Source organism: Xanthomonas sp. NCPPB 2586 (genome assembly GCF_041475775.2).
GTDB lineage: Bacteria > Pseudomonadota > Gammaproteobacteria > Xanthomonadales > Xanthomonadaceae > Xanthomonas > Xanthomonas campestris.
Genome location: NZ_CM192981.1, coordinates 3,490,167 through 3,511,986, shown reverse-complemented (window position 1 = coordinate 3,511,986; position 21,820 = coordinate 3,490,167). Strand labels below are relative to the sequence as shown.

The 21,820-nt window shown below is 62.3% G+C and carries 19 protein-coding genes and 1 pseudogene; 7 read left to right on the top strand and 13 right to left on the bottom strand.

Features of this window, described 5'->3' with window-relative positions; all coding sequences use genetic code 11:
* Positions 1-287: 287 nt before the first annotated feature.
* Positions 288-2,843 carry a DNA mismatch repair protein MutS gene (mutS, locus tag ACCQ09_RS15260; protein WP_012438933.1) on the bottom strand — a complete coding sequence of 852 codons (2,556 nt, stop codon included), beginning with the start codon at positions 2,841-2,843 and terminating at the stop codon, positions 288-290.
* 413 nt (positions 2,844-3,256) lie between these two features.
* Between mutS and ACCQ09_RS15255 the strand changes: the two genes are divergently transcribed.
* The 4 genes and pseudogenes from ACCQ09_RS15255 to ACCQ09_RS15240 form a co-directional block, all read left to right on the top strand.
* Positions 3,257-4,237 (top strand): IS5-like element IS1646 family transposase, encoded by a 981-nt coding sequence (locus tag ACCQ09_RS15255; protein WP_108133919.1) that lies wholly within the window; start codon positions 3,257-3,259, stop codon positions 4,235-4,237.
* A 283-nt stretch (positions 4,238-4,520) separates the two neighbouring features.
* Positions 4,521-5,319 (top strand): IS5 family transposase gene (locus tag ACCQ09_RS15250; protein WP_108133939.1). Its coding sequence is split into 2 segments (ribosomal slippage): positions 4,521-4,792 and positions 4,791-5,319, totalling 801 coding nucleotides; the frame shifts between segments, so codons are not numbered across the junction.
* A gap of 763 nt (positions 5,320-6,082) precedes the next feature.
* Positions 6,083-8,848, top strand: coding sequence for an HrpF/NolX family T3SS translocon protein (locus ACCQ09_RS15245; protein ID WP_029629011.1), 2,766 nt, complete (start codon positions 6,083-6,085; stop codon positions 8,846-8,848).
* A gap of 141 nt (positions 8,849-8,989) precedes the next feature.
* Positions 8,990-9,844, top strand: a pseudogene (locus tag ACCQ09_RS15240) (hypothetical protein); the annotation flags it as partial.
* Between the two features lie 363 nt (positions 9,845-10,207).
* Here ACCQ09_RS15240 and ACCQ09_RS15235 read toward each other — a convergent pair.
* From ACCQ09_RS15235 to sctU, 12 genes are all read right to left on the bottom strand, one after another.
* Complete coding sequence (locus ACCQ09_RS15235; RefSeq protein ID WP_228428433.1) at positions 10,208-11,293, bottom strand: pectate lyase; 1,086 nt, start codon at positions 11,291-11,293, stop codon at positions 10,208-10,210.
* A 175-nt stretch (positions 11,294-11,468) separates the two neighbouring features.
* On the bottom strand, positions 11,469-11,951 hold the full coding sequence (locus ACCQ09_RS15230; protein WP_011036416.1) for a CesT family type III secretion system chaperone: 483 nt from the start codon (positions 11,949-11,951) through the stop codon (positions 11,469-11,471).
* 55 nt (positions 11,952-12,006) lie between these two features.
* Positions 12,007-12,279, bottom strand: coding sequence for an HrpE family protein (gene hrpE / locus ACCQ09_RS15225; RefSeq protein ID WP_080640137.1), 273 nt, complete (start codon positions 12,277-12,279; stop codon positions 12,007-12,009).
* 85 nt (positions 12,280-12,364) lie between these two features.
* Entirely contained in the window at positions 12,365-12,607 is a 243-nt protein-coding gene (gene hrpD6, locus ACCQ09_RS15220) for an Hrp regulator HrpD6 (protein ID WP_011036418.1), read from the bottom strand.
* 10 nt (positions 12,608-12,617) lie between these two features.
* Positions 12,618-13,565, bottom strand: coding sequence for an HrpD5 family protein (hrpD5, locus tag ACCQ09_RS15215; RefSeq protein WP_040941614.1), 948 nt, complete (start codon positions 13,563-13,565; stop codon positions 12,618-12,620).
* Complete coding sequence (locus ACCQ09_RS15210; protein ID WP_011036420.1) at positions 13,562-14,377, bottom strand: HpaA protein; 816 nt, start codon at positions 14,375-14,377, stop codon at positions 13,562-13,564. Before ACCQ09_RS15210 ends, hrpD5 begins: the two co-directional genes overlap by 4 nt.
* Positions 14,374-14,634, bottom strand: coding sequence for a type III secretion system export apparatus subunit SctS (gene sctS / locus ACCQ09_RS15205; protein ID WP_005994479.1), 261 nt, complete (start codon positions 14,632-14,634; stop codon positions 14,374-14,376). The genes ACCQ09_RS15210 and sctS overlap by 4 nt, the downstream gene beginning before the upstream one ends.
* Before the next feature lie 4 nt (positions 14,635-14,638).
* Positions 14,639-15,283, bottom strand: coding sequence for a type III secretion system export apparatus subunit SctR (gene sctR / locus ACCQ09_RS15200; RefSeq protein ID WP_006451038.1), 645 nt, complete (start codon positions 15,281-15,283; stop codon positions 14,639-14,641).
* Entirely contained in the window at positions 15,270-16,223 is a 954-nt protein-coding gene (gene sctQ, locus ACCQ09_RS15195) for a type III secretion system cytoplasmic ring protein SctQ (RefSeq protein ID WP_040942366.1), read from the bottom strand. Before sctQ ends, sctR begins: the two co-directional genes overlap by 14 nt.
* A 93-nt stretch (positions 16,224-16,316) precedes the next feature.
* Positions 16,317-16,952: a type III secretion system protein SctP gene (gene sctP / locus ACCQ09_RS15190; RefSeq protein WP_014507111.1), complete on the bottom strand. Its 636-nt coding sequence runs from the start codon at positions 16,950-16,952 to the stop codon at positions 16,317-16,319.
* Complete coding sequence (locus ACCQ09_RS15185) at positions 16,952-18,874, bottom strand: FHIPEP family type III secretion protein (protein ID WP_011036424.1); 1,923 nt, start codon at positions 18,872-18,874, stop codon at positions 16,952-16,954. The genes sctP and ACCQ09_RS15185 overlap by 1 nt, the downstream gene beginning before the upstream one ends.
* A gap of 8 nt (positions 18,875-18,882) precedes the next feature.
* The gene (gene sctU / locus ACCQ09_RS15180; RefSeq protein ID WP_040941613.1) at positions 18,883-19,956 is read right to left on the bottom strand and encodes a type III secretion system export apparatus subunit SctU; all 1,074 of its coding nucleotides are present in this window, start codon (positions 19,954-19,956) and stop codon (positions 18,883-18,885) included.
* Positions 19,957-20,168: 212 nt separating this feature from the next.
* Here sctU and ACCQ09_RS15175 point away from each other — a divergent pair, with 212 nt between their 5' ends.
* From ACCQ09_RS15175 to sctJ, 3 genes are read left to right on the top strand one after another with little or no spacing between them, the layout of a single operon-like run.
* Positions 20,169-20,624, top strand: a complete 456-nt coding sequence (locus ACCQ09_RS15175) for an HrpB1 family type III secretion system apparatus protein (protein WP_040941612.1) — start codon at positions 20,169-20,171, stop codon at positions 20,622-20,624.
* 31 nt (positions 20,625-20,655) lie between these two features.
* Complete coding sequence (locus ACCQ09_RS15170; protein ID WP_040941611.1) at positions 20,656-21,048, top strand: type III secretion protein HrpB2; 393 nt, start codon at positions 20,656-20,658, stop codon at positions 21,046-21,048.
* 1 nt (position 21,049) lies between these two features.
* Positions 21,050-21,814: a type III secretion system inner membrane ring lipoprotein SctJ gene (sctJ, locus tag ACCQ09_RS15165; protein WP_040941610.1), complete on the top strand. Its 765-nt coding sequence runs from the start codon at positions 21,050-21,052 to the stop codon at positions 21,812-21,814.
* Positions 21,815-21,820 lie beyond the last annotated feature (6 nt).

Sequence of the window (21,820 nt, the reverse complement as noted above, 5' to 3'; positions counted from 1 at the left end):
GCAGCAGTGGCGTCTTCGGTGCAGCACACAGGAAGTTGCAGCATCCCTGAGGTGGCGCTGCTAGCGCTGACAAGCGTGCAACGCAGGTGGGCGTTGTAGCGGTGCCGTGTCGCTTTCCAGCAGCGGCACGATGTGGGTAACGGCCAGAGTGACGTTGGCTACGTGCAGTTCGTTGTCGAGAAAAACCGTTGGCGATCTGGCGCGCGGCTTACTTCAGGCGTTGATCAGCATTGCGTCCGCGCAGACCTGTGACGCGATCAGCGCGCCACAGGCCGGATTACGCTGCTTCAGAGCAGCGCCTTGAGCCGGTACAGCGCTTCCAGTGCCTGCTTGGGCGTCAGTTCGTCCGGATCCAGCGCCTGCAAGGCTTCCTGCGCGGCCGAAGACGGCGCGGTGAACAGGCCGAATTGCTGCGGTGCATCCAGCGCGGCGGGTGCCATCTCGGCAGCGTGGCTGTCGCCGCCGCGTTGCTCCAGTTCGGCCAGCCGGCGGCGTGCCTGCTGCACCGCCGCCTTCGGCAGGCCGGCCAGCGCGGCCACCTGCAAGCCGAAGCTGCGATTGGCCGGGCCGTCCTTGACCGCATGCATGAACACCAGGCGCTCGCCGTGTTCCACCGCATCCAGATGCACGTTGGCGATGCCGCTGCCGCCACCGGCATGCGAGGCATCCGCCAGCGCGGTGAGCTCGAAATAATGCGTGGCAAACAGCGTGTAGCAGCGATTGGTGTGGGCCAGATGACGCGCCACCGCATCGGCCAAGGCCAGGCCATCGTAGGTGGAGGTGCCGCGGCCGATCTCGTCCATCAGCACCAGCGATTGCGGCGTGGCGTGATGCAGGATGTAGCTGGTCTCGGCCATTTCCACCATGAAGGTGGATTGCCCGCGCGCCAGGTCGTCGCCGGCGCCGATGCGGGTGAGGATGCGGTCGATCGGCCCGATCACCGCGCGGCTGGCCGGTACATAGCTGCCGATATGCGCCAGCAACACGATCAACGCGTTCTGCCGCATGTAGGTCGATTTACCGCCCATGTTCGGGCCGGTGATGACCAGCATGCGGCGGTCCGGGTGCAGGTCCAGATCGTTGGGTTCGAATGGCTGGTCGCGCACGGCTTCCACCACCGGGTGGCGGCCGCGTTCGATGTGCAGACACGGCGCGCTTTCCAGTTCGGGTTGCGACCAATCCAGCGCCTGGGCCCGTTCGGCGAACCCGGCCAACACATCCAGTTCGCTCAATGCACTGGCGCAGCGCTTGAGGCCTTCCAGCTCGCCGCCGAGTGCGTCGAGCAGGCCTTCGTAGAGCAGTTTTTCGCGCGACAACGAGCGCTCGCGCGCCGATAGCACCTTGTCTTCGAAGCTCTTGAGTTCTTCGGTGATGTAGCGCTCGGCGTTGGTCAGCGTCTGTCGGCGGCTGTAGTGCAGCGGGGCTTTCTCGGCTTGGCCCTTGCTGATCTCGATGTAGTAGCCGTGCACTCGGTTGTAGCCGACCTTGAGCGTGGCGATGCCGCTGCTGGCGCGTTCGCGTTGTTCCAGGTCGATCAGGAATTGGTCGGCGTTGGTGGACAGGCGGCGCAGCTCATCCAGATCGGCGTCGTAACCGGTGGCGATGACGCCACCGTCGCTGAATTTGAGCGGCGGTTGTTCGGCCACTGCGCTGATCAACAGATGCGCGGTGGCATCGTGCTCGCCGAGTTCGGCATAAAGCGTCTGCAGGCGCGGCGAATCCAGTGGCGCGAGGATCGTGCGCACTTTCGGCAGCAGCGCCAGGCCATCGCGCAAGGTGGAGAAATCGCGCGGGCGCGCCGAGCGCAGCGCCACGCGGGTGAGGATGCGCTCCAGATCGCCCAGCGCGCGGAAGGCCTCGCGCACGTCGGTATCGGCGCCGGTGTCGATCAGGCTGCCGACCGCGTGGTGGCGCTGCACCAGTACCTCGCGCAGACGCAACGGGCGATGCAGCCAGCGGCGCAGCAGGCGCCCGCCCATCGGCGTGACCGTGCTGTCCAGCACGCCGAGCAAGGTGTTGCGGGTATCGCCATCCACGCGCGTGTCCAGCTCCAGATGCCGGCGTGTGGCTGCGTTCATCGAGATCGCCTCGCTGGCCACTTCCATCGCGATGGAGGTCAGATGCGGCAAGCGCTGTTTCTGGGTTTCTTCGACATAGCCGAGCAGCGCGCCGGCCGCTGCGGTGGCGCAGGGCTTGTCGTCGATGCCGAAGCCGGACAGGTCGTGCAATTTGAAGAACGCCAACAGCTGACGCCGGCCGCTATCGGCGTCGAACAGCCATGGTGGCCGGCGCCGCACGCCGACGCGTCCACGCAGGAATTCCGGCCAGTTGTCTTCGTCGGGCACCAATAGCTCGGCCGGTTCCAGGCGCGCGATTTCCGCTTCCAGCGCATCGACGCTGTCCACTTCATTGACCAGGAAACGCCCGCTGGCCAGATCGGCCCAGGCCAGGCCATAGCCTTGCTTGCTGCGCGAGATCGCCATCAACAGCGTGTCGCGGCGCTCGTCCAGCAACGCCTCGTCGGTGACCGTGCCCGGGGTGACGATGCGCACCACCTTGCGCTCGACCAGGCCCTTGGCCAGTGCCGGATCGCCGATCTGCTCGCAGATCGCCACCGACTCGCCCAACGCCACCAAGCGCGCCAGATAGCCCTCGTAGGCATGCACCGGCACGCCAGCCATCGGAATCGGCGCACCGCCGGAACTGCCGCGCTGGGTCAGCGTGATATCCAGCAGACGCGCGGCCTTGCGCGCATCGTCGTAGAACAGCTCGTAGAAGTCTCCCATGCGGAAGAACAGCAGCAGGTCGGGGTAGTCCGACTTGGCTGCGAAGAATTGCTTCATCAGCGGGGTGTGCTCGGCGGCGCCCGTGCTGAGTTTGGTTTTGTCTTTGGTGTCGGCGGTTTGCAAGAACGTTGTCCGGAAATCTGGCGGTCGATAAATCTGGCGGTCGATGGGTCGCAAGCGGCGCGTGGCGGTAGCCTTGCTACGCCGGTGTGGCGGCGCTGCGCGAAAAAGGCCAATGCGCTGTCGCGACCAACAGACCCGTTGCGATGGAACGGAAGAGGAGCGGTGGCCGGAGTGCATTTGGCCGTGGAGGGTGCAAGTTTAAGCCGACATGGCAAAAAAACCTCAGTTCGTCGGCCGCAGGCTGACCGCAGCGGGTTGCACGTGCGAGCCGGCGCGCTGATTAGGGAACCTCTGAACAACGCACCACAGATACGCGACACTACCCGCCTGATGTTGAGGGGTGATCCATGCAACTGACGTTCGGTGACGCTGAGGGCCTGGGCAAGCGCAAGCAGACCCGGCGCGAGATCTTTCTGGCCGAGATGGAGCAGGTGGTTCCGTGGCAGCAACTGCTCGGGCTGATCGCGCCGCACTATCCCGTGTCGGGCCGGCCAGGTCGGCAGCCATACGCACTGGCGACGATGTTGCGGATTCATCTGCTGCAGCAGTGGTATGCGCTGAGCGATCCGGCGATGGAAGAAGCGCTGCACGAGATTCCGACCTTGCGGCGCTTTGCCCAGCTCGGTGGCTTGGACAACGTTCCGGACGAGACCACGATTCTCAACTTTCGGCGCCTGCTGGAGACCCATGGCCTTGCCGCGCGGATGCTGGAAGCGGTCAACGCGCATCTGGCACGCAAGGGGCAGAGCCTGCGGTCGGGCACGATCGTCGATGCGACGCTGATCGCTGCACCCAGTTCGACCAAGAATGCCGACCATGCGCGCGACCCTGAGATGCATCAGACCAAGAAAGGTAATCAGTGGTATTTCGGGATGAAGGCGCACATCGGCGTGGATGAATTTTCCGGGCTGGTGCACCACGTCCATTGCACAGCCGCCAATGTCGCCGACGTCACGGTGACGCACGCATTACTGCATGGCAAAGAAGACAGCGTGTTCGGCGACAGCGGCTACACCGGTGCGGACAACCGCGAAGAACTGCAGACCTGCAAGGCTGCATTTTTCATTGCCGCCAGGCGTTCGGTGCTTCAAGCCATCGGCAACAAGCGGGAGCGTGCTCGGGAACAGCGTTGGGAACACTTCAAGGCCAGCGTGCGCGCGAAGGTGGAGCATCCGTTCCGGGTGATCAAGCGCCAGTTCGGTTACACCAAGGTCCGCTATCGCGGCCTGGCGAAGAACACCGCGCAGGTGCTGACGCTGTTTGCGCTGTCAAACCTGTGGATGAAGCGAAAGCAGTTATTGCCTGCTATGGGGAGCGTGCGCCTGTAACGCAGGCAACACCCTGCAAACGCGCCGGAAACGGCAAAAAAATCGAGGATCTGAGCGCCGTCAGCCTGGCCGATGTAGTTGGGCTCATCCTCCGACGCCGTTGATCAGACCATCCCTAAGCCATAAAACTTGACGGTAGACAGCATTTTCAGCATCTCGTCGTAGCTGCCGTCGGCCATTGCGTCGCTAGTGCTTCAACTTGCCCTGCTTGAGTTTCTCCCACGTGTCTTCGGCTTGCTGAGAACCTGTTCACGATCTTTCCTGATCAGTGCAGACTATGCGGATGCGCCAAAAGATCTATCCGAGTGACATGAGCCGGGAGCAGTTCGAACACGTGCTGCCGATCCTGGAACAAGCGCGTAAGCGCACCAAGCCACGCCGTGTGGATATGTATGAGGTGTGGTGCGCAGTGTTGTACGTGCTGCGAACCGGTTGCCAATGGCGAGCGCTCCCCAGCGACTTTCCGAAGTGGCGGACCGTGCACTCGTACTTTGCCAAGTGGAGCGAGTGCGACGATGAGGGAGTGAGCCTGCTGGAGCAGGCACTTAAAAAATCAGGTTGGCGTGGCCCGCGCCAGACAGGAGCGCAACGCCTGCACCAGGTTCTTGATCGTGGACGCGCAGAGCGTAAAGAACACGGACACAGCGGGGCAAAAGGGATATGACGCGGGCAAGAAGGTGTCGGGCATCAAGCGGCATATCGCTGTTGATACTCAGGGATTGCCCCACGCAATCGCGGTGACGACGGCGGAGGTGACCGACCGCAAAGGTGCGCTGCAGGCGTTGGAGCGCTGCCAGTCAAACTTGACGCATGTACAAAGCTTACTGTGCGACAGCGGTTACACCGGCGTACGGTTTGCCGACGGCGCGCGAGAGATTTTAGGCGAGCAGCTCACGGTGCAGATTGCCAAGCGCAGCGAACTGCACACCTTCAAGGTCATGCCCAAGCGATGGATCGTCGAGCGTAGTTTTGCTTGGCTGGAGAAGAACCGAAGGCTATGGAAGAACTGCGAGCGCAAACTCAACACCAGCCTGCAGTTCATCCATTTGGCCTTCTTGGCACTATTACTCAGAAGATCGTGAACAGGTTCTGAGACAAGCCGCCGATATGGCGTATCAAACAGATCTCCATGCTGATATCCCAGTGCGTGTGTCTGGGCGCTGCATGGACCAGCCGCCTTTTGGCCACGTCCTTCCACCAGCGTGCGCGGCAGCCAGGCGGCCCCGCCACTGCAGCGGCACATCGCTGCCCACCACAACTTGCTCGAATTGTTCGGGGTCCAATCCAAGCCGCATACGCGGCTGATGGTGGCAAAGCAGGAATCGCGCTGCCCCTTGCAGCGCTCGTACATCGATGAAGTCATTTCAAACCTATGTTACCTCTACCAAGCGACGCGCCTCTGGCGTCGCGTAGGTCGTGGATCGAGGTCCTGATCAACACAGTTGCTCCACGGTTGCGGCATGCCTTGGGGTATCGTACAACTCGCGCACTTTTCGGCGATTCTGCTCTGGACCATGATTTCAGCCTCAATTGCACGCGAGTGCAAGGCGCTGCGTGCGACTGAAGTGACCATTTTAAGTCGAGCGTAACAATGGCGGCGCGGTATGTATCTGGTACAAGTTTTCGCGCCGAGTGAAGGTGCCCCGTAGGATCCGTTGTGCGGCAGGGGTGTCGCCCGCACATTCGTTTTTGCGCTTTTTTCGCCAAAATAGTTCATCGGCGCATGCATCCCGTACCGGGAGTGGCAACATTAGAGCTCGCTGCATGAGACATGCCCGTGTGACCGTATGAGCATGTACTCATATGCAGCAGCTCCGCCACTGCTCTGTCACTGCGAGGCCGCACATGTCGCTCAACACGCTTTCGACCGGGAGTACCGCCGGTCTGTTTCTACCTCTGACGGATGACGCGTCGTCCCCGGGGCTGCTCGGATCCGATTCGGCCATGAATGACTCCGATCTGTTGCTGGCGATGGACAACCTGTTTCTGCAGCAGATTTACCGTTTGATTGCCGCCACCTACGGCAATACGTCGCTCAATGGGCCAGGCAGTGGTATTCCGGGGCTTGACACGCCTTCAGCAGACGACCTTCAAGCCAGCCAGCCGATTGAGAAACGGACCTCCTGGCCGACGCTATCGGCTCCGTTCAATGCCAAGGACATCAAGGGATCCAGGTTGCCGCCTGCGGTGGATGGGTCATCGGTGACCTGGGAGGGCGGCACGCTCACCCCATCGGAGCTTCAGATTGTTTCGACACTCAATCAGCACAAAGACAAGACGCCGCTGGAGTTCGCAAAACTCGACGACAAGATCAATGATCCATCTACACCTCCGGATCTGAAGAGTGCGCTGCAAGGCTTGCAGAAAGATCCGCGTCTTTTCTTCGCCATCGGTTCGCAGGGCGACGGCAAATGCGGCGGCAAGATCAAGGCGGGTGATTTGTGGGATTTTGCAGACCACCATCAACAGGTGACCGCTCTGGGCGGGAAGAATGCCGAGTTCAATCCTAAAAACATCAAGGGAGCGACACCGCCTCCTGCCGCAGAAGGTTCGTCGGTAACCTGGGACGGCGGCACGCTGACGCAATCCCAGCTTGAGATCGTCTCTACGCTCAATCAGCATCGCGACATGATGCCGATCGAGTTCGCCAAGCTCGATGAAAAGATCAACGACCCAGCCACTCCGCCCGACCTGAAAAAAGCGCTGCAGGGCCTGCAACAGGATCCTGGCCTGTTCTTTGCGATGGCGTCTCAGGGTCACGGCAAGCACCACCACGACGACCAGGGCAAGTGCAACGGCAAGCTCATCGCCGACAATCTTTACGACTTCGCCGACCGCCATCCGCAGGTGACGGCGCAGGGCGGCAAGAACGCGACCTACAATCCCGAAAAAATGAAGGGGCGCGACCTGCCGCCGCCGGTGGACGGCTCTTCGGTCACGTGGGATGGCGGGACGCTCACCCAGAACGAATTGGAGATCGTCGCCACACTCAATCGCCACAAGGACAAGTGCCCAGTCAAGTGGACAGATCTCGATGCAAAGTCGAAGGATCCCGCCATCCCGCCGGATCTGCAAAAAGCGTTTGCAGATCTACAGCAAGATCCAGCTCTTTTTCATGCAATTGGTGCGCAGGGTAGCAAAGGAAGTTGCGATGGAAAATTCACTGAAAAGGATCTCACACGCTTTTCAGTGCCCGAAAAACACGCACAGATCGCTCAATATGCCGAGCAGCAAGCAAAGGGCTACACGCAAAACTATGTGGCGTCTGACAGCCCCGACAAGACCGAGCCGACGGTCATGACCGAGAGTGACGCGATGCGTGAACTCTACCGCTACTCGGACAATCTGCCCAAGGATCTAAACCAGGACGCGTTCAAGCAATTGGTCGAAGGCGACAGCACGACCAAGAAGAGCCCGCCGCAGGTCATTGCCGCCGCACAGTATTTTCGTGAGCATCCCGACCAGTGGAAAGCGCTGGCTGGCGACAAAGAGTCGATGAGCACGGCAGATTTCCTGCAGAAATCTACATCAGAGATGCACCTGACCGTGCCCGAACTGAAAACGCTGGACACCATCAATAGCCACCAGGAAGCGTTCTTCGGCGACGGCAAAGAGGTAACGCGCGACAAGCTCGACACGATTGTCAAGGATGATAAAGCCGACCCCGCAGTGCGCGACGCGGCCAAGCAACTTTTGGGCGACCCGCTACTGTTCGGCTTGTTGAACAACGCGATCACCGGCTACAAGAAGCCCCACAGCTTCTTCGGTGGTGGCCATGTCGTCGACTCGGGAAAGATCAGCAACAAAGATTTTCAGCAGTTCTACGAGCACATGACGGCGGTCAACAAAACCCTGGATACACCGCCCACGCATGCAGCCACATCGCCCGAGCAAAAGAAGGCCGTCGCGGACATGCTGATGGGAAAAGCCGATCAGCCCGAGATCAAGAGGAAAAAACACGATGTCGGTACCTTCAGCAAGGGATTGCATGAGTTTCTCAAGTGGGACAGCAAGATCATGGATGGGATTTCCGTAGCACTTAGTGCAATGAACGGCATTCCCCTGATCGGCGAGGTTGCCGATGCAGCAGCGCTAGCATTTGAGAGCGAAGCGCAGGCAGCACAGGTAATTGATACCGCACTGCAAGGTGGCAACCTGTCACTCGCGTGGAAACTCGCCGGCATCAATATGGCTGGAGCGGTGGTTGGCGCCGTTGGCGGACCCACGGCCAGACTCGCAGCCAAGGGAGCAGCCAAGGGGGTCGCCGAGGGCGCAGCCAAGGGAGCGACCCAGGGTACAACCAAGGGCGCGGCCAAAGGAGGCGGCAAGGGAGTAGCCGAGCGGGAAAAACCCCTTGATATTGCTAAAGGCTACATAATAGGTACTACCATCAACAGGCCGACTGAAATGTTGAAAACTCCCGTGTTGGCAGGCTTGCACTATGAAGAAGTGCGGCTGGATAAGGAGAAGAAAAAGGGCGAGATTCGCAAGAATCTGGAAGCGGCGGGCGGGGTGCCATTGGGGAAACAGTTTATTCCAAAAGCAATTGCCGACAACTTCGAGGCAGACACGAAAGAAAACCTCAGGCATGTGAGGGGGCGCCGCAAGTAACGATCTTGCTTGAGCGACAATCGTGACCGATGGAAATGCAAGCAACGGAATCGCTCGATCAGCCAGGAAAAGACGAACCGAGAACGTTTCACCACCAGGCAACGCTGGTCACTCGCTGCGCCGTGCTGCATGATCGGACTGGGACAGCTCCGCAGCGTCCCCGACCTGCTTGGCGGACAGCAGCGGTTGAATCTGTTTTCGCTGGCAGTGCCGGACAAGACGCGTCGGCCTGCGCAATGGTCCGACGCTGTGTATTTTCCTCCCAATTATCTGCTGGAGACCGGGAAAGAAGGCCTGGCGTTGGCCAGGCAGGCCTTGAGCACCACCAACGCGATTACCACTGCGCTACGCGATGTGCTGGGCCGTCACATGCTCAGCAACGTGCTGGCCAATTTTGCCTCGCTCGGGGCCGGCCGCCTGATCGCTGCGCCGTTGCGCGGCGGCAACGAGAACGGCAGCGTTGCAGGCGAAGCCGCCAATTCCACCGCCACGGTCGTGCAGCAGGCGGTACAGACCCTGTTCAACGATACGGTCTGGAATGCGCTCAAGGCCAAGAACGGCGCCAACACCACCCAGGCGACGCGACTGGATCAGGAACGTGCCGTCACCGCGGCCAATCATCAACGCACCATCGAACGCACGCTTCAGGCGCTGGCCGAGCCCATCGACGAGGCGATCGCGCTGTTTTCGGCGCCGACGCCGGCGGAGATTGCACACGCCCTGGAAGAGGGGGTACGGCTTGCGCCTGCACCGGGGCCGCTGGCGAGGATGTTGCGTGAAACGCTTGAGCGATTGCGTACGGAAATCGACACGCAGTGCATCTCGATTGCGACCATCGACGCGGTGCGCGATCAGCTGCATGCCGGCTCGGCGGCGATGTTCAGCGGTGTGCCACGTGACGACGTGACCAAGACACTGGACACCGAGTTACGCACGCTCAGGCGTGCACTGCACGAGAGCGAGGAACTTCGTCAGTGGGAGAATGGCCGGCCGTGAGCGATCGATCCCACCGTTGATCCGGTGGCGTCTTGCCGGCCGCAACGACAGACGCAGCCGCGCCGGCGTCTGTCGCGTGTTGGCGGTCCCGGTGCCAGGCGGGTGCGCGGCTGAGGTGCGGGCAGTGGGTGTGGAACGGGGGGGCGGCACACGGCACCGCTTCGTATGCCGGCCATTGACCGGGCGTGCGCATGCCTTCTTGCACCCTGCGACGTAGTACGCGATGTGCAGGCCAACCGGCCCACCGATGTGTCGGTGGTCGTCGATCAGGGACACCACCCAGCGACGACGCCCGGAAGATGGGGCGAAGCGGTGCATCTGCCGGGCGCGATCGGCGCCCGGCACCGCTTACGCAGGAGGCAATCAGCCGCTGTAGGGCTGATGCCCGATTCGGGTCGCTCCGGTGGCCTGGAAAGCGCTGGGGGCAATCACCTCGTCGGGCGCATCGGTCCTCAGGTTTGCCAGCTTCACCGTCGCGCCCGGCGCATCGGTACGGAACACCGCTTCCTTGACCTGTTGGAAATCGCAATTTTCGACCTGAAGATGCGTGTCGATATCAGCGTGTCCACCGTTGGTACGAAAGACCTTGCCGGCGCCGTTGACGGTGCAACCCGACATCACCACGTCGGCAGCACCATTGTCCTGCACGACCTTGTCTGCGGCATTCTTGAACGTGCAATTGATGATGTCGACCTTCGGCCGGCCGCTGACCTCCGGGCGACAACCGGCAATGCGCGCATCATGCTCGCGGTTGCCCTGGCCATCGATGGTGACCGCATCCTCGCTGACATCGTCGTTGACGCAGTTGACCATCTTGCCGCTGCCCATGAAATGCACGCCGTCGCCGCCGCCCTTCATGTTGACGTTGCACAGGCTACCGCCGTCCTCGACGACGAACAGCGGCTGCTGGTGTTCGTTCTGGGAGCCATCGCCCAGACCAGGGCCACCGATGTAGGTCTGACCCTTGCCGTCGAATACCTCGCCCTTATGCACCACGATGGTCTTGTTCTGGAGGCCGGGTGGCGCGGTGACGACCTTGCCGGGAGGAAGTGGGGCCTGCGGACCATCGGGGCAGGGCCTCACCGCCTGACCCGGGTTGGTGGGCGATGCGCGGTGATCGGCTCCCGTTCCGCAGGTGCCGCCGTTGCCTCTGTTGTGGTTGCCGCCATTGCCGCCGCTGCCATTGCCAGTACCGCTACCGTGTTGTCCGCCGGGGTTGGTGGAACAGGGCGGGCGCGAGGGCGGCATCGGTGGTGTCGGATTCGGGTTGGTCGGTGGCTGACCGTCGCTGAATGGCTGATCCTGTGGCTGCAGCATGTCCCTGAGCATGCGTTGCATGCAGTACGTCAGCATGCTCATGATCACCGCGGTCAGGGCTTGCTGCTGCGAAAGGGAGAATGAGGACGGCGGTAAGCTCGCATTGGTCTGTGAGGGGATCGCAAGATTCATTGGCGAGTGTCCTTGCAAGAGATGAATGGTGGACGAAGTCCTGCGGCGGGAAATAACCGCGACACAGCGTGGCGATGTCCTACAGCACAGCGGAGACGCAAGGCTGCGTCAGCGTGCTATGGAGGCGTGCATGTCTCTCTCTAGCACCATCGGCAGGCAGGCAAGACCGAGCACCTCACGCGCGTAGCCACAGATAATTTCCGGTTGCGATTCCTTCGAACATTTCGTCGTGTGCAATGAAGATGTTGTTGTTCCAGTAACGGCCATGCTCGGCATAGTGGGCGAGCAGATCGCAGATCCATGCGCCGTCGACGTCGTCGTCCAGTGGAACACGTACGACCAGCACGATCACGCCGGCATCGTTCAATCCGAGTTGCGCCTGGTCCTGTGCGTACACCGACAAATTCGCTTCCAGCAACAGCCGGAAGACCGTCAAGGTGCGTCCTGCAGGTGCTAGGCCATAGGAGATGCGTAGGTACAGCGCTTCTTCTTCCGGAACTTGCTGTGCTTCATCGTCGGTCTGGGCTGCAGGCATGTGCAGATAGACTTCAAACCCTTCCACCCAGAGCACACGACTGCTGAGCACCGCCTGCACATCCGGCAGGTCCAATGCTTCGCACATCTGCTGAACGATCGCTTCGAATCGGGTGCTGCTCATCTGTCGTACGACATGCGCAGGGCCATGCACCGGCCCTGCGTCATGTCAGGGCCTATTACTGGCCAACCAGCTGCTTCGCGTTGTCGCCTGCCTTGCCGATGAATTTGTTGAGCGCCACGTTGAAGTCAAGTTCGTTCTTCTTCGCGGTCAGGTAGTTGTTCATGCGCTCCTGTGCTGCGGCTGATTTACCAATGCCACCCATCAGACTATCCATCTGATTGTCCGAGGTCTGAGTGGCAGTGTGATTGTCAAATCTGCTTGAAAGGTCAGATCCAAGCAGATCCCTGGCCTGGCCCAATCGCGGCAATATCGATTGTAAATTTGGCATATAAATACTCCTTAGCTGAAGAGAAGTAACGTGGAGCGCTTGTCGGCGCGTTTTGCTTGACCAACGTGGCCAAGGAAATCGATGATCAAGGCATGCTGGCGATGTGCGCGACGATGTCTTGTGCAGCGTTGATGCCGTCGTGCAAGACAATGAAATCGTTGCGCGCAGCCTGATCGCTCGCGGCGGACCAATGCACACGGAGTTGTTGCGCTGTCGCGTGCAGCGCTGCCTCGATGTTGCGCAGTCGCTCGCCGGAGAGATCCTGCGCCTTGGTCTGCAAGATCTTGCTCATATCCTGGGTGAGCGTGTCGGTCATGGCATCGAACATGGTGCGGCTCTCATGGCGCCGCTTGCTGCGGCAGGGAAGTCAGGTGCTTGGTACCGTCCGGCGTCTCGACGTAATGCAGCCCGTCGGCGAGCAGGGCGGCGTCGTAATTGGCGGGCGGTTTCACGGACGGGTCCTGCTGGGTGATCTCCACATGCAGTGTGCGGATTTCCGGGCCCAGATCGCTGCGTAGATCGGCGATGCGTCGGGTCGCACGCTCGGCGTTGTCGCTGCTGCCGGCAATCGAAAAAACACCCTGGCCGTCGTAACGCACGCTCAGGTCGCGGTCGGCCAAGGTATCGCGCAGGGTTGCCAATACCTCATCCACCACCACCACATCGACCGTGACCGCATGTTGATCCCGATGCAGTTGTGCGCGCAGGCGTGCCGCATCCGCGCTGCTTGTCACCAGGCCCTCGACCCGCACGCGCGACCCGACCTGCTCCACGCGCGCTTCGCGCAAGCCCAGCCGTTTCAGCACGAATCGCACCTGATTAAGCTGGTTGTCCTGGCTGCGCGGGGGAGCCGCATCGGAGAGAAACGCCGGGAGCAGGGAGGGCAGCAGTGCCGCGGCGGCCAGCGCTAGCATGGCGCCCACCACTGCACGCAATGCAGTGCGCCTGGACCTGCGTGGCGAAGGCGCTGCCGGTGTCGCGGCGGGCGACAGTAGCTGCTCCAGCAGCGCAACATCGTCCGGCCAATCGGCCGCAGCGTCGCCGATGCAGAGCACCAACGGACCAAAGCGCACCGGATGCAGCGCAACAAAGGCTGTCGTTGGCAACGCTTCGCTGCGATAACACACTTGACCATCTGCATCCACCTCGATGATGAGCGAACAATCAGGCCAATCTTCGATCCGGATTTCGGCTTGGGGATCGGCGCCTAACGTATAGCTGCCTGGCTGCAAATCTAATCGTGCGCCGGCATGGATTCCCGTCAGCACGCGAAGTTGCATGGTCATGCGCGAATCTCCTGAGCGGTCCCATCGTGGTGTTCAATCAATAGCGTGTTCAAACGCGTGATGGCACGCGCGCGATCGAGGCGTTTACGCGGTTTTTCTGCGTTGAGCAGCATCAACGGCAGCAGCAGATGGAAACTGCGCAGTGCAGGCGATGTATCCGGTTGCGCCGGCACCAGATCCAGCAGGCGCTTGCGCAAGGCCTGCAGGGTTTCGGCAGCTGCGCCTGCGCTGCCCGAGTGCAGATGCTCGCGCATCAACCTCCAGACCATGGTCGTCAACTGTGCTGCGGCAGGATGGGCGACACCGATCGCACGCAACTCAACCAGCGCAACGGCAAGCGCGCGTCGCCGGATCGTCTGGTCGGCGGCAGGGGTCGCCGCGTAGCGGTCGAGCACTTCCTGGACGCTGGCACGGGCGCTGTCGTCTACCTGCGATGGCGCGGCGATCGGCCACGTACCGGCCTGCGGATCGCCGGCCTGCGCGTTGCCGCCCTCGCCGTGCTGATCATCCTGGCGTTGTCCCTGGCCCTGTGGCTGAGCGACTGCGATGCTGACCCGGCCGCGCAGCGCCGAGACGCGTGCCGCTTCGGCTTCTTCCAGTTCGGTGGCGTCGAGTTCGTCGTCCATGCCATCCAGCGAGCGCATGCCGCGTCGCCGCTTTCGCGGCGGGGCGGGGCGCAGACGGGGTGCATGATGTGCCGTGTCCGCCGGCGGCTGCACGCCAGCCTGCGGCGCATCTGCGTGGTGGTGCGATGCGCCGGGCGCGCTCGGCAGCGACGGAGGCACAGCGCCTGGCGAAATGCGCCGGATCATGGAAACGCCGCCTGCATCAGCGCCTGACCGAACTGCATGATTGCCGAGGCGCCCCAGGGCGCAGTGACTGCGATGGCAGCCACCACCACCACCAGCTTGAGCGCGAACGAAATCGAGGCATCCTGCAGCGACATCACTGCCTGGATGAAGGCGATCAGCAGCCCGGCCACTGCGGCAACGCCGACCACCGGCAACGACACCTTGAGGCACAGCAACAAGGCTTCGGAAGTGAATCGCACCAGATCGTCATGGTCCATGGCGTCACCGATAACTCAGGACCAGGCCATGGATCAGCATGGACCAGCCATCCAGCGCCACGAACAACAGCAGTTTGAACGGAATGGCCACGTTGGTTGGCGTCACCTGCGAAAGGCCCATCGCCATCAACGCATTGGCCACCACCAGATCGATCACGATGAAGACCAGATACAGCAGAAATCCGATGCGGAATGCCTCGGTCAGCTCGCTCAGCGTGAATGCCGGTGCCAGCACCAGAAGATCGTCAGGCTTGAGCGTATCGGCCTTGTCCTTGGGCCAGATCTGCTGCGCCGAGCGAATGAAAAAGGCTTTCTCGCGCTCGCGGGTGTGCTTGAGCAGGAACTGCCGGAACGGTTCGCGGCAGGCGTCGAGCAGCACCACCACACGGCTGTTGTCGGCACCGGGACTGTAATTCTGCGCGGCCTTGAACGCCTCCATGCCCACCGGCGCCATCACAAAGCACGACACCAGCAACGCGACGCCGTTGAGCACCATGTTCGGCGGCACCTGCTGCACGCCGATGGCATTGCGCAGCAAGCCGAGCACGACCACGATCTTGGTGTAGGAGGTGACTACCATCGCTGCGAAGGGCAGCAGCCCCAGCATGATGACCACCAGCAGCAGCGAGCCGACATCAGGCATCTGCATGCGCAGTCTCCGACATGCTGAGGATCTGCACGCCGAGATGTTCGCCCACCGCCAGCAATCTGCCGATGCCGATGGTCTGGCCGTAGACGACCAGGCGGATGTCGGCCTGGTCCACCGGCACCGACAGCTCGAGGATCTGGCCGGGCTGCAAGCCCGACAGCACGGATAGAGACAGCGCAAGCTGGTCCACTTCCAGCTGTACGGGCAGTTCCAGTGCCGCCACATCGGTGGCGGACGATGAGGAGTCGGACGCGGGCATATCGTGCTGCATGGTGGGGGCAGTCTCCAGAATCATCTGTTGCAGGGTCAGGCGTACCGGAGCGCGCAACACTGCACCTCCAGGGATGCCCCAGAGCAGCTCGCCGCTGCGCACGGGAGCCGTGGCGAGCGCGTGCAACAGGACATCGCCCGGGCGCAGCGATTGCAGCAACGCCGCCGTTGCCGTGCGCTGGCCGATACGCAGGCGCGTAGTCACCCGCAGTGCGCTCAGCCAGGCCGGCAGTGGCGATGGCTGAGCCAGCGCAGCGCTAGCCGTTTGCAGCGCGGCAAGCAGCAGCGGGCTGGCGGTCTCTGCGATTGCGTCGATGCCGCCCAGCGTGATGCCGATATCGAGGCGATCGACCGCATCCGCACAGCGCTCGAAGGCGACCACCTCGGCAGCGCCTAGTCCCAGTGGTTCCAGGGTGCGCAGATCATCGCTCAACAGCACACCGGCGATCGCCACGCGCAGTGCGTCATCGGCTTCGTTCAACAGCAGCGCCAGGCCGTCGCGTGCCGCGATCCGCAACTCCAGACTGCCGCTATCGAACTGCAGCTGCAGGCGCGCTGCATCCGCAGCCCGAATGCCGCGGCGTTGCGCGGTGTAGCCGCAACGCTGTGCCGCACGCGGATCGCAGAGCACTCTGCCCAGCTGCGCGCGCACGGCGGGCACGTGGGTCAGCGCCTGCGACAAGTCGCGTGCCGGCGACGTCAGGCTCGGCTCTGTTGACAACACGGCGTCCCTCGCTATGGCTGGTTTGCTGCAGATGCAGCGCTAGACGACCTCGATGCTGATCTGAAGCGTGTCGCTGAGCGCAGCCTTCAATGCAGTATCCAAACGTTTTCTTCCATTCAAAAGTACCTCGCGCGTCTCCGGCGAGCCGCTGTCGAAGCGAAGCGATAGCTGGTCTGGCGAAAGCCGCAAGAACAGCGTGGTCTGCGGCAGGATGTCGTGGTTGATCTCCAGCCACGCTTCCCAGGTACCTGCGCCGCGTACCGGCGTGGCGTTGCAAAACTCGGCAACCCGCAGCGCGATGTGGTTGATGGCCAGCTGCGCGCGTTGGGTGCGGATCCACTCGGTGGCGATCTGCCGACCCAGTGCGTCGCCGTCATCGCCTCGGGCGATCTGTCGACGATTGCCGTCATCCAGGCAGGGCGGTGCGGTTGGCAGCGCTGCGGGTCCGTGATCGTCGCTGGCAGCATCCACCACTTCGGCCAGCGTCGGATCGTCGTCGCCGTCCTCCGGCACCACCGTGTCCGGCAATCCGGCCAGCACGCTGCTCAGGCGTCGGCGCAGTTGCATGAAGCTGACACGTTGCGTCGCACGCGCCGGTGCTGCCGCTGCGTGCGGCTGCAGCGGTGCGCCGGCAATGGGCAGGATGCGCACATGGCGGACCGGTGGCTTGCGCATCAGGCCACCACTCTGCCGATCGGCTGCAGCTGCACCTCTGCGCCCAGTTCCTGGAACGAATACACCTCCAGCCAGTTCAGGCGTGCCTCGATCATGCGGCGCACATAACGCCGCACGTCCATCGAGGCGACCACTGCCAGTGGATGCCGCGCCTGATCTTCGACGATGCGTTCCACCTGCTCGACCAGCTGATTGGCCTGCTCCGGTGGCAGCGCCAGGAAATTGCCGGCCGGTGTGGCGCGAATCGACTGCCGGATCAACTGTTCCACGGCGTGGTCGAGCATCACCGCAGGCAGCTGTCCGGTGCCTGCGGTCGCGGTGTGCGCAAGATAGCGGCCGAGATCGCAGCGCACATACTCGGTCAGCATCAGCAGATCCTTTTCCTTCGGTCCCCACACCACCAGGCTCTCCAGGATGCTCTTGATGTTGCGCACCGGGATGCGTTCTTCCAGCAGTCGCCGCAACACATCGGCGATGCGTTGGGCTGGCATGGCCTTGTTGACCTCTGCAACCAGCCCGGGATAGTCCGCGCCCACCTGTTCCAGCATCCACTGCGTCTCCTGGATGCCGACGAACAGATGCGCGCGTGCATGCAACGGTGCGATGGCTTGTTGGGCCAGCGCTTTCTGCATGTCCGCCGTATCGCTCAACGCGCTGCGGGTTTCCGGCACATCGTGGATCAACACTTCGTACTGCAGGCCCTGCAGGGATTCGCTCTGCCATATCGCGATCCCCGGGAACGGCAATCCCAGCAGCTCGACCAATTGCCTCCGCTCGCTTTCGATCGCCTGATCCAGCAGCGCCGGGTCGAGCCGTGCAGCCAGTTGCGGCGAAAGCCGCATCGACAAGGGCGAGGCGAAATCCGGGGCGCTCTTGCGGATGTGCGGCGCATCGCCTTTGGCACCTTTGCGGCTGGTTGATGGCAGTGCGGGCTGATCGCTCCCGCTGGTGTCGCGTTGCTTGCGCCAGATCGTATAGCCCCCGGCACCGACCGCCGCTGCCAGCAGCAGGAACAGCAGCGCCGGAAATCCCGGCACGAACGCAAAGCAGGCCAGCAGCACACTCGCTGCCATCAAGGCACGTGCGTTGCTGGTGAGCTGGCGGCCGATGTCGAGCCCGAGCGAGCTGATCTTGGTTTCATTCTCGTTGGCGACGCGGGTGATCATGACGCCGGCCGCCACCGAGATCAGCAGCGAGGCGATCTGCGACACCATCGCATCGCCTACCGACAGGATCGCAAAGCGGTTGGCGGCCTCGCCCGCGCTCATGCCGTGGTAGGTCACGCCTACCACGATGCCGGCCAAGATGTTGACCATGGTGATCACCAGGCCGGCGATCGCATCGCCCTTGACGAATTTCATGGCGCCATCCATGCCGCCGTGCAGTTGACTCTCGATGGCCAGCCGGGCGCGTTTGCGGCGTGCTTCGTCTGCAGTCAGATTGCCGCCGCGCAGGTCGGCGTCGATGCTCATCTGCTTGCCCGGCATCGCATCCAGGGTGAAGCGCGCGCCGACTTCCGCAACGCGCTCGGAACCTTTGGCGATCACGATGAATTGCACCGTGGTGATGATCAGGAACACCACCAGGCCCACCACCAGATTGCCGCCCACCACCAGCTCGCCGAAGCTCTCGATGATGTGGCCGGCTTCGGCGTGCAGCAGGATCGATTTCGTCGATGCGATGTTCAACGACAGCCGCAGCAGCGTGGTGAACAGCAGCAACGAGGGAAACGACGACAGCGAGATCGAGTCGGGCACATACATCGTGACCATCAGCAACACCACGCTCAGCGTGATGTTGATGCCCAGCAGCGTATCGATCAGCGGGGTAGGCAGCGGCAGGATCATCAAGCCGATGACCGCCACCACCAAGGCGGCGATCGCCACTTCACCGGTGTATGCAAAATACCGTGTTACGCGCATGCCATCTCCTAGCAGGGCAGCGGACCGCTGCCTTCATCGTTGTCGCGGCCCAGTTCATCGACCCAGCGCAGCACCACCGCCACCGTTTCGAACAGCGATTCGGGAACCGCCTCGCCCAGTTCGACCTCATGCAGCGCACGTGCCAACGGCGGGTTCGCCACGATCGGAATGCCCTGGTTGTGCGCATAGGCACGCAGTTCCAGTGCGCCCTCGTCCACGCCCTTGGCAACCACCTGCGGCAGACCGAAGCCGTCCGGTTCGTAGGCGAGCGCGACGGCGTAATGGGTCGGGTTGACCACCATCACCTTGGCCTTGGCAACGCGCTCGCGCGGGTCGCCGAAGACCAGTTCCTTGGCGAATTCCTTGCGCTTTCCCTTCACTTCCGGGTCGCCTTCGCTCTCCTTGTGTTCGCGCTTCTGCTCGTCCTTGCTCATGCGCTTGTCGCGAATGAACAACCAATGCTGCACGCTCCAGTCCGCCGCGCCGACCAGCACGAACACCAGGACCGCCAGGGCGCACAAAATGCCCAGTGCGCGCCAGCCGATCTGGGCGATGTCGGCCGGTGGCTGGTAGGCGAGCCCGATGATGGTCGGCATGAGTGCACGAAGGCCGTACCACAGCACCACGCCGATCACGGCCGCCTTGATGCCCAGCTTCAGCAGGTTGATGAGACTGCGTAACGAAAAAAGTTTCTTGACGCCGTTGACGGGGTTGAGCGAATCGAATTTGGGCGTGACCGGTTTGAGCGAGGCATTAAGCCCGGTCTGCACAAAGGTGCCGATCAATCCTGCGGCCAGGCAGGCCGTCACGAAGGGCAGCGTCAGCAAGACACCCTGGATGCCGATGCGACCGAGCGCACGGTGCAAGGCGGTGGCATCGCGCGTATTGGCGGTGAAGTCGAAACCGATCGACATCAATGCACGCAGATGTTCGACAAAATAGCTGCCTGCCAGCTTCATCACCAGCAGCGCGGCCAGCAGCACTGCGGCGGCAGTGACGTCCGGGCTGATCGGGACTTCCCCATCCCTGCGCGCATCCTGCAGTTTCTTTTCTGTCGGCTTCTCGGTCTTCTCATCCGACATGGCGATCTCCGGCCGCTATTGCTGCACCCCCATTCTGAGCGAGCCGTCGCCGGACGATCCGCTTCCAAGGCGAACGTGTGCATGGGTGTACGAAGCACGACGTGTTTGTTCGCGATGGCATTCCGATGTTCGCTTCTGAAAAGTCTTCGTTGGCGCCGAAGCGTACGTTACGCACGCATGCTGTCCACGGCCATTGAATGAAGAGGTGCGGTATGGAAAAGATTGAATGTCCCGGTTCGGTCGTGAGCGGGCTGATCGAACTGATCACGGTCGGGCTGACCCACGAAAAAATCGAAGAGGCCGCAGCGGTGCTGGCCGCCGTGCGAGTACTGCGGCCAGAGTTGAAGGCGCTGGATACCTTCGATGCCTGGATTGCGATCAAGCGCGGCAGTTATCTGGAGGGCGCGCGCCTGCTGCGTGAGCTGGAGGCCGATGCGGGCTCCGAGCCGTTGTGCAAGGCCTTGTACGCGTGTTGCCTGTTTGCGGTGGGCGACCCGTCCTGGCATGGCATTGCAGAGGGCCTGATCGAAGAGGACGCCGATGCCGATGCGGTTGGGCTGGTCAAGGCGCTGTCAGGACGTTACACCCCGGCACCTGCGCAACTGGAATCGGCGGCCGAATCCGCCGTGCCGATGGACGTTCCCAACGCCCAGTATCTGCGCGCCTGACCCGAACTTTACCCAGCCTGCGGAACATGCCATGGCGCTCATTCCTCCTGTTGTACCGATCACTGCAAGTACCGGCCTGTCCACGCCAGCGGTGTCGCCGACGGCGGCGCCGAACCAGGCGCTTGTCAATCGCTTCCAGGCGCTGATGCAGTCCTCCTGCCCGCTGCCGCCTGCCATGCAGCGCGTGGGAGAGCCGAGCATGATCAGCCGCATGGTCGACGTGCAGAACGATGGCGTGCGGGCCATGACCGAGCATGTTGATGCGTTCGGCGCCAATGCGCCAAAGATGGGGCTGGAGGAAATTGCGGCTGAGGAAATGAAGTTGATTAACGAGCTGACGATGGTCGGTTTCAACCTCAACGTCAGCGTCAGCCTGGCACAGTCCGGCAAGAACGCCGTGCAGACACTGTTCAAGAACCAATAGCATGCGAACGCTCAGATATCTGGTGGTGTTGCTGCTCGCACTGCTGCTGTCCGGCTGCGACCAGCAGCTGTATTCCGGGCTGACCGAGAACGACGCCAACGACATGCTGGCCGTGCTGCTGACGGCCGGTGTGGATGCAGAAAAGCTCACGCCCGATGACGGCAAGACCTGGGCGGTCAACGCGCCGCACGATCAGGTGGCGTACGCATTGAACGTGCTGCGCACGCATGGCATGCCGCATGAGCGACACGCCAATCTCGGCGAGATGTTCAAGAAAGACGGCCTGATCTCCACACCCACCGAAGAACGCGTGCGCTTCATCTATGGCGTGTCGCAGCAGCTGTCGCAGACCCTGTCGAATATCGATGGCGTGATCGCGGCCGATGTGCAGATCGTGCTTCCCAACAACGACCCGCTGTCCACCTCGGTCAAACCCTCCAGCGCTGCGGTGTTCATCAAGTTTCGCGTCGGTAGCGATCTGACCAGCCTGGTGCCCAGCATCAAGACCCTGGTGATGCACAGCGTGGAAGGACTGACCTACGAGAACGTCAGCGTCACGCTGGTGCCGGGCGGGGCGGAGAGCGATGCGCAGCTTTCTGTATCGGCACCTGCGCGCGCATGGCTGTGGCCGTGGCTGGCCGGATGCGCGCTGGCGCTGTGCGTGGCGGTCGGTGCGGCAGCGCTGTATTGGTGGCCGAGCGCCGATGCACGCCGCTGGGGCGGCTGGCAGCGCCTGCGCGCGTTGTCCAGAAAACATGCGGGGTGAGGCCGG

Excerpts from the sequence above, each read along its gene's own strand:
- ACCQ09_RS15185 (WP_011036424.1), bottom strand. The coding sequence starts at position 18,874 with ATGCGCGTAACACGGTATTTTGCATACACCGGTGAAGTGGCGATCGCC.
- hrpD5 (WP_040941614.1), bottom strand. The coding sequence starts at position 13,565 with ATGACCATGCAACTTCGCGTGCTGACGGGAATCCATGCCGGCGCACGA.
- ACCQ09_RS15175 (WP_040941612.1), top strand. The coding sequence starts at position 20,169 with ATGGAAAAGATTGAATGTCCCGGTTCGGTCGTGAGCGGGCTGATCGAA.
- ACCQ09_RS15210 (WP_011036420.1), bottom strand. The coding sequence starts at position 14,377 with ATGATCCGGCGCATTTCGCCAGGCGCTGTGCCTCCGTCGCTGCCGAGC.
- hrpE (WP_080640137.1), bottom strand. The coding sequence starts at position 12,279 with ATGCCAAATTTACAATCGATATTGCCGCGATTGGGCCAGGCCAGGGAT.
- sctU (WP_040941613.1), bottom strand. The coding sequence starts at position 19,956 with ATGTCGGATGAGAAGACCGAGAAGCCGACAGAAAAGAAACTGCAGGAT.
- ACCQ09_RS15235 (WP_228428433.1), bottom strand. The coding sequence starts at position 11,293 with ATGAATCTTGCGATCCCCTCACAGACCAATGCGAGCTTACCGCCGTCC.
- sctJ (WP_040941610.1), top strand. The coding sequence starts at position 21,050 with ATGCGAACGCTCAGATATCTGGTGGTGTTGCTGCTCGCACTGCTGCTG.
- mutS (WP_012438933.1), bottom strand. The coding sequence starts at position 2,843 with ATGAAGCAATTCTTCGCAGCCAAGTCGGACTACCCCGACCTGCTGCTG.
- hrpD6 (WP_011036418.1), bottom strand. The coding sequence starts at position 12,607 with ATGTTCGATGCCATGACCGACACGCTCACCCAGGATATGAGCAAGATC.
- sctS (WP_005994479.1), bottom strand. The coding sequence starts at position 14,634 with ATGGACCATGACGATCTGGTGCGATTCACTTCCGAAGCCTTGTTGCTG.
- ACCQ09_RS15255 (WP_108133919.1), top strand. The coding sequence starts at position 3,257 with ATGCAACTGACGTTCGGTGACGCTGAGGGCCTGGGCAAGCGCAAGCAG.
- ACCQ09_RS15230 (WP_011036416.1), bottom strand. The coding sequence starts at position 11,951 with ATGAGCAGCACCCGATTCGAAGCGATCGTTCAGCAGATGTGCGAAGCA.
- sctR (WP_006451038.1), bottom strand. The coding sequence starts at position 15,283 with ATGCAGATGCCTGATGTCGGCTCGCTGCTGCTGGTGGTCATCATGCTG.
- ACCQ09_RS15245 (WP_029629011.1), top strand. The coding sequence starts at position 6,083 with ATGTCGCTCAACACGCTTTCGACCGGGAGTACCGCCGGTCTGTTTCTA.
- sctP (WP_014507111.1), bottom strand. The coding sequence starts at position 16,952 with ATGCGCAAGCCACCGGTCCGCCATGTGCGCATCCTGCCCATTGCCGGC.
- ACCQ09_RS15170 (WP_040941611.1), top strand. The coding sequence starts at position 20,656 with ATGGCGCTCATTCCTCCTGTTGTACCGATCACTGCAAGTACCGGCCTG.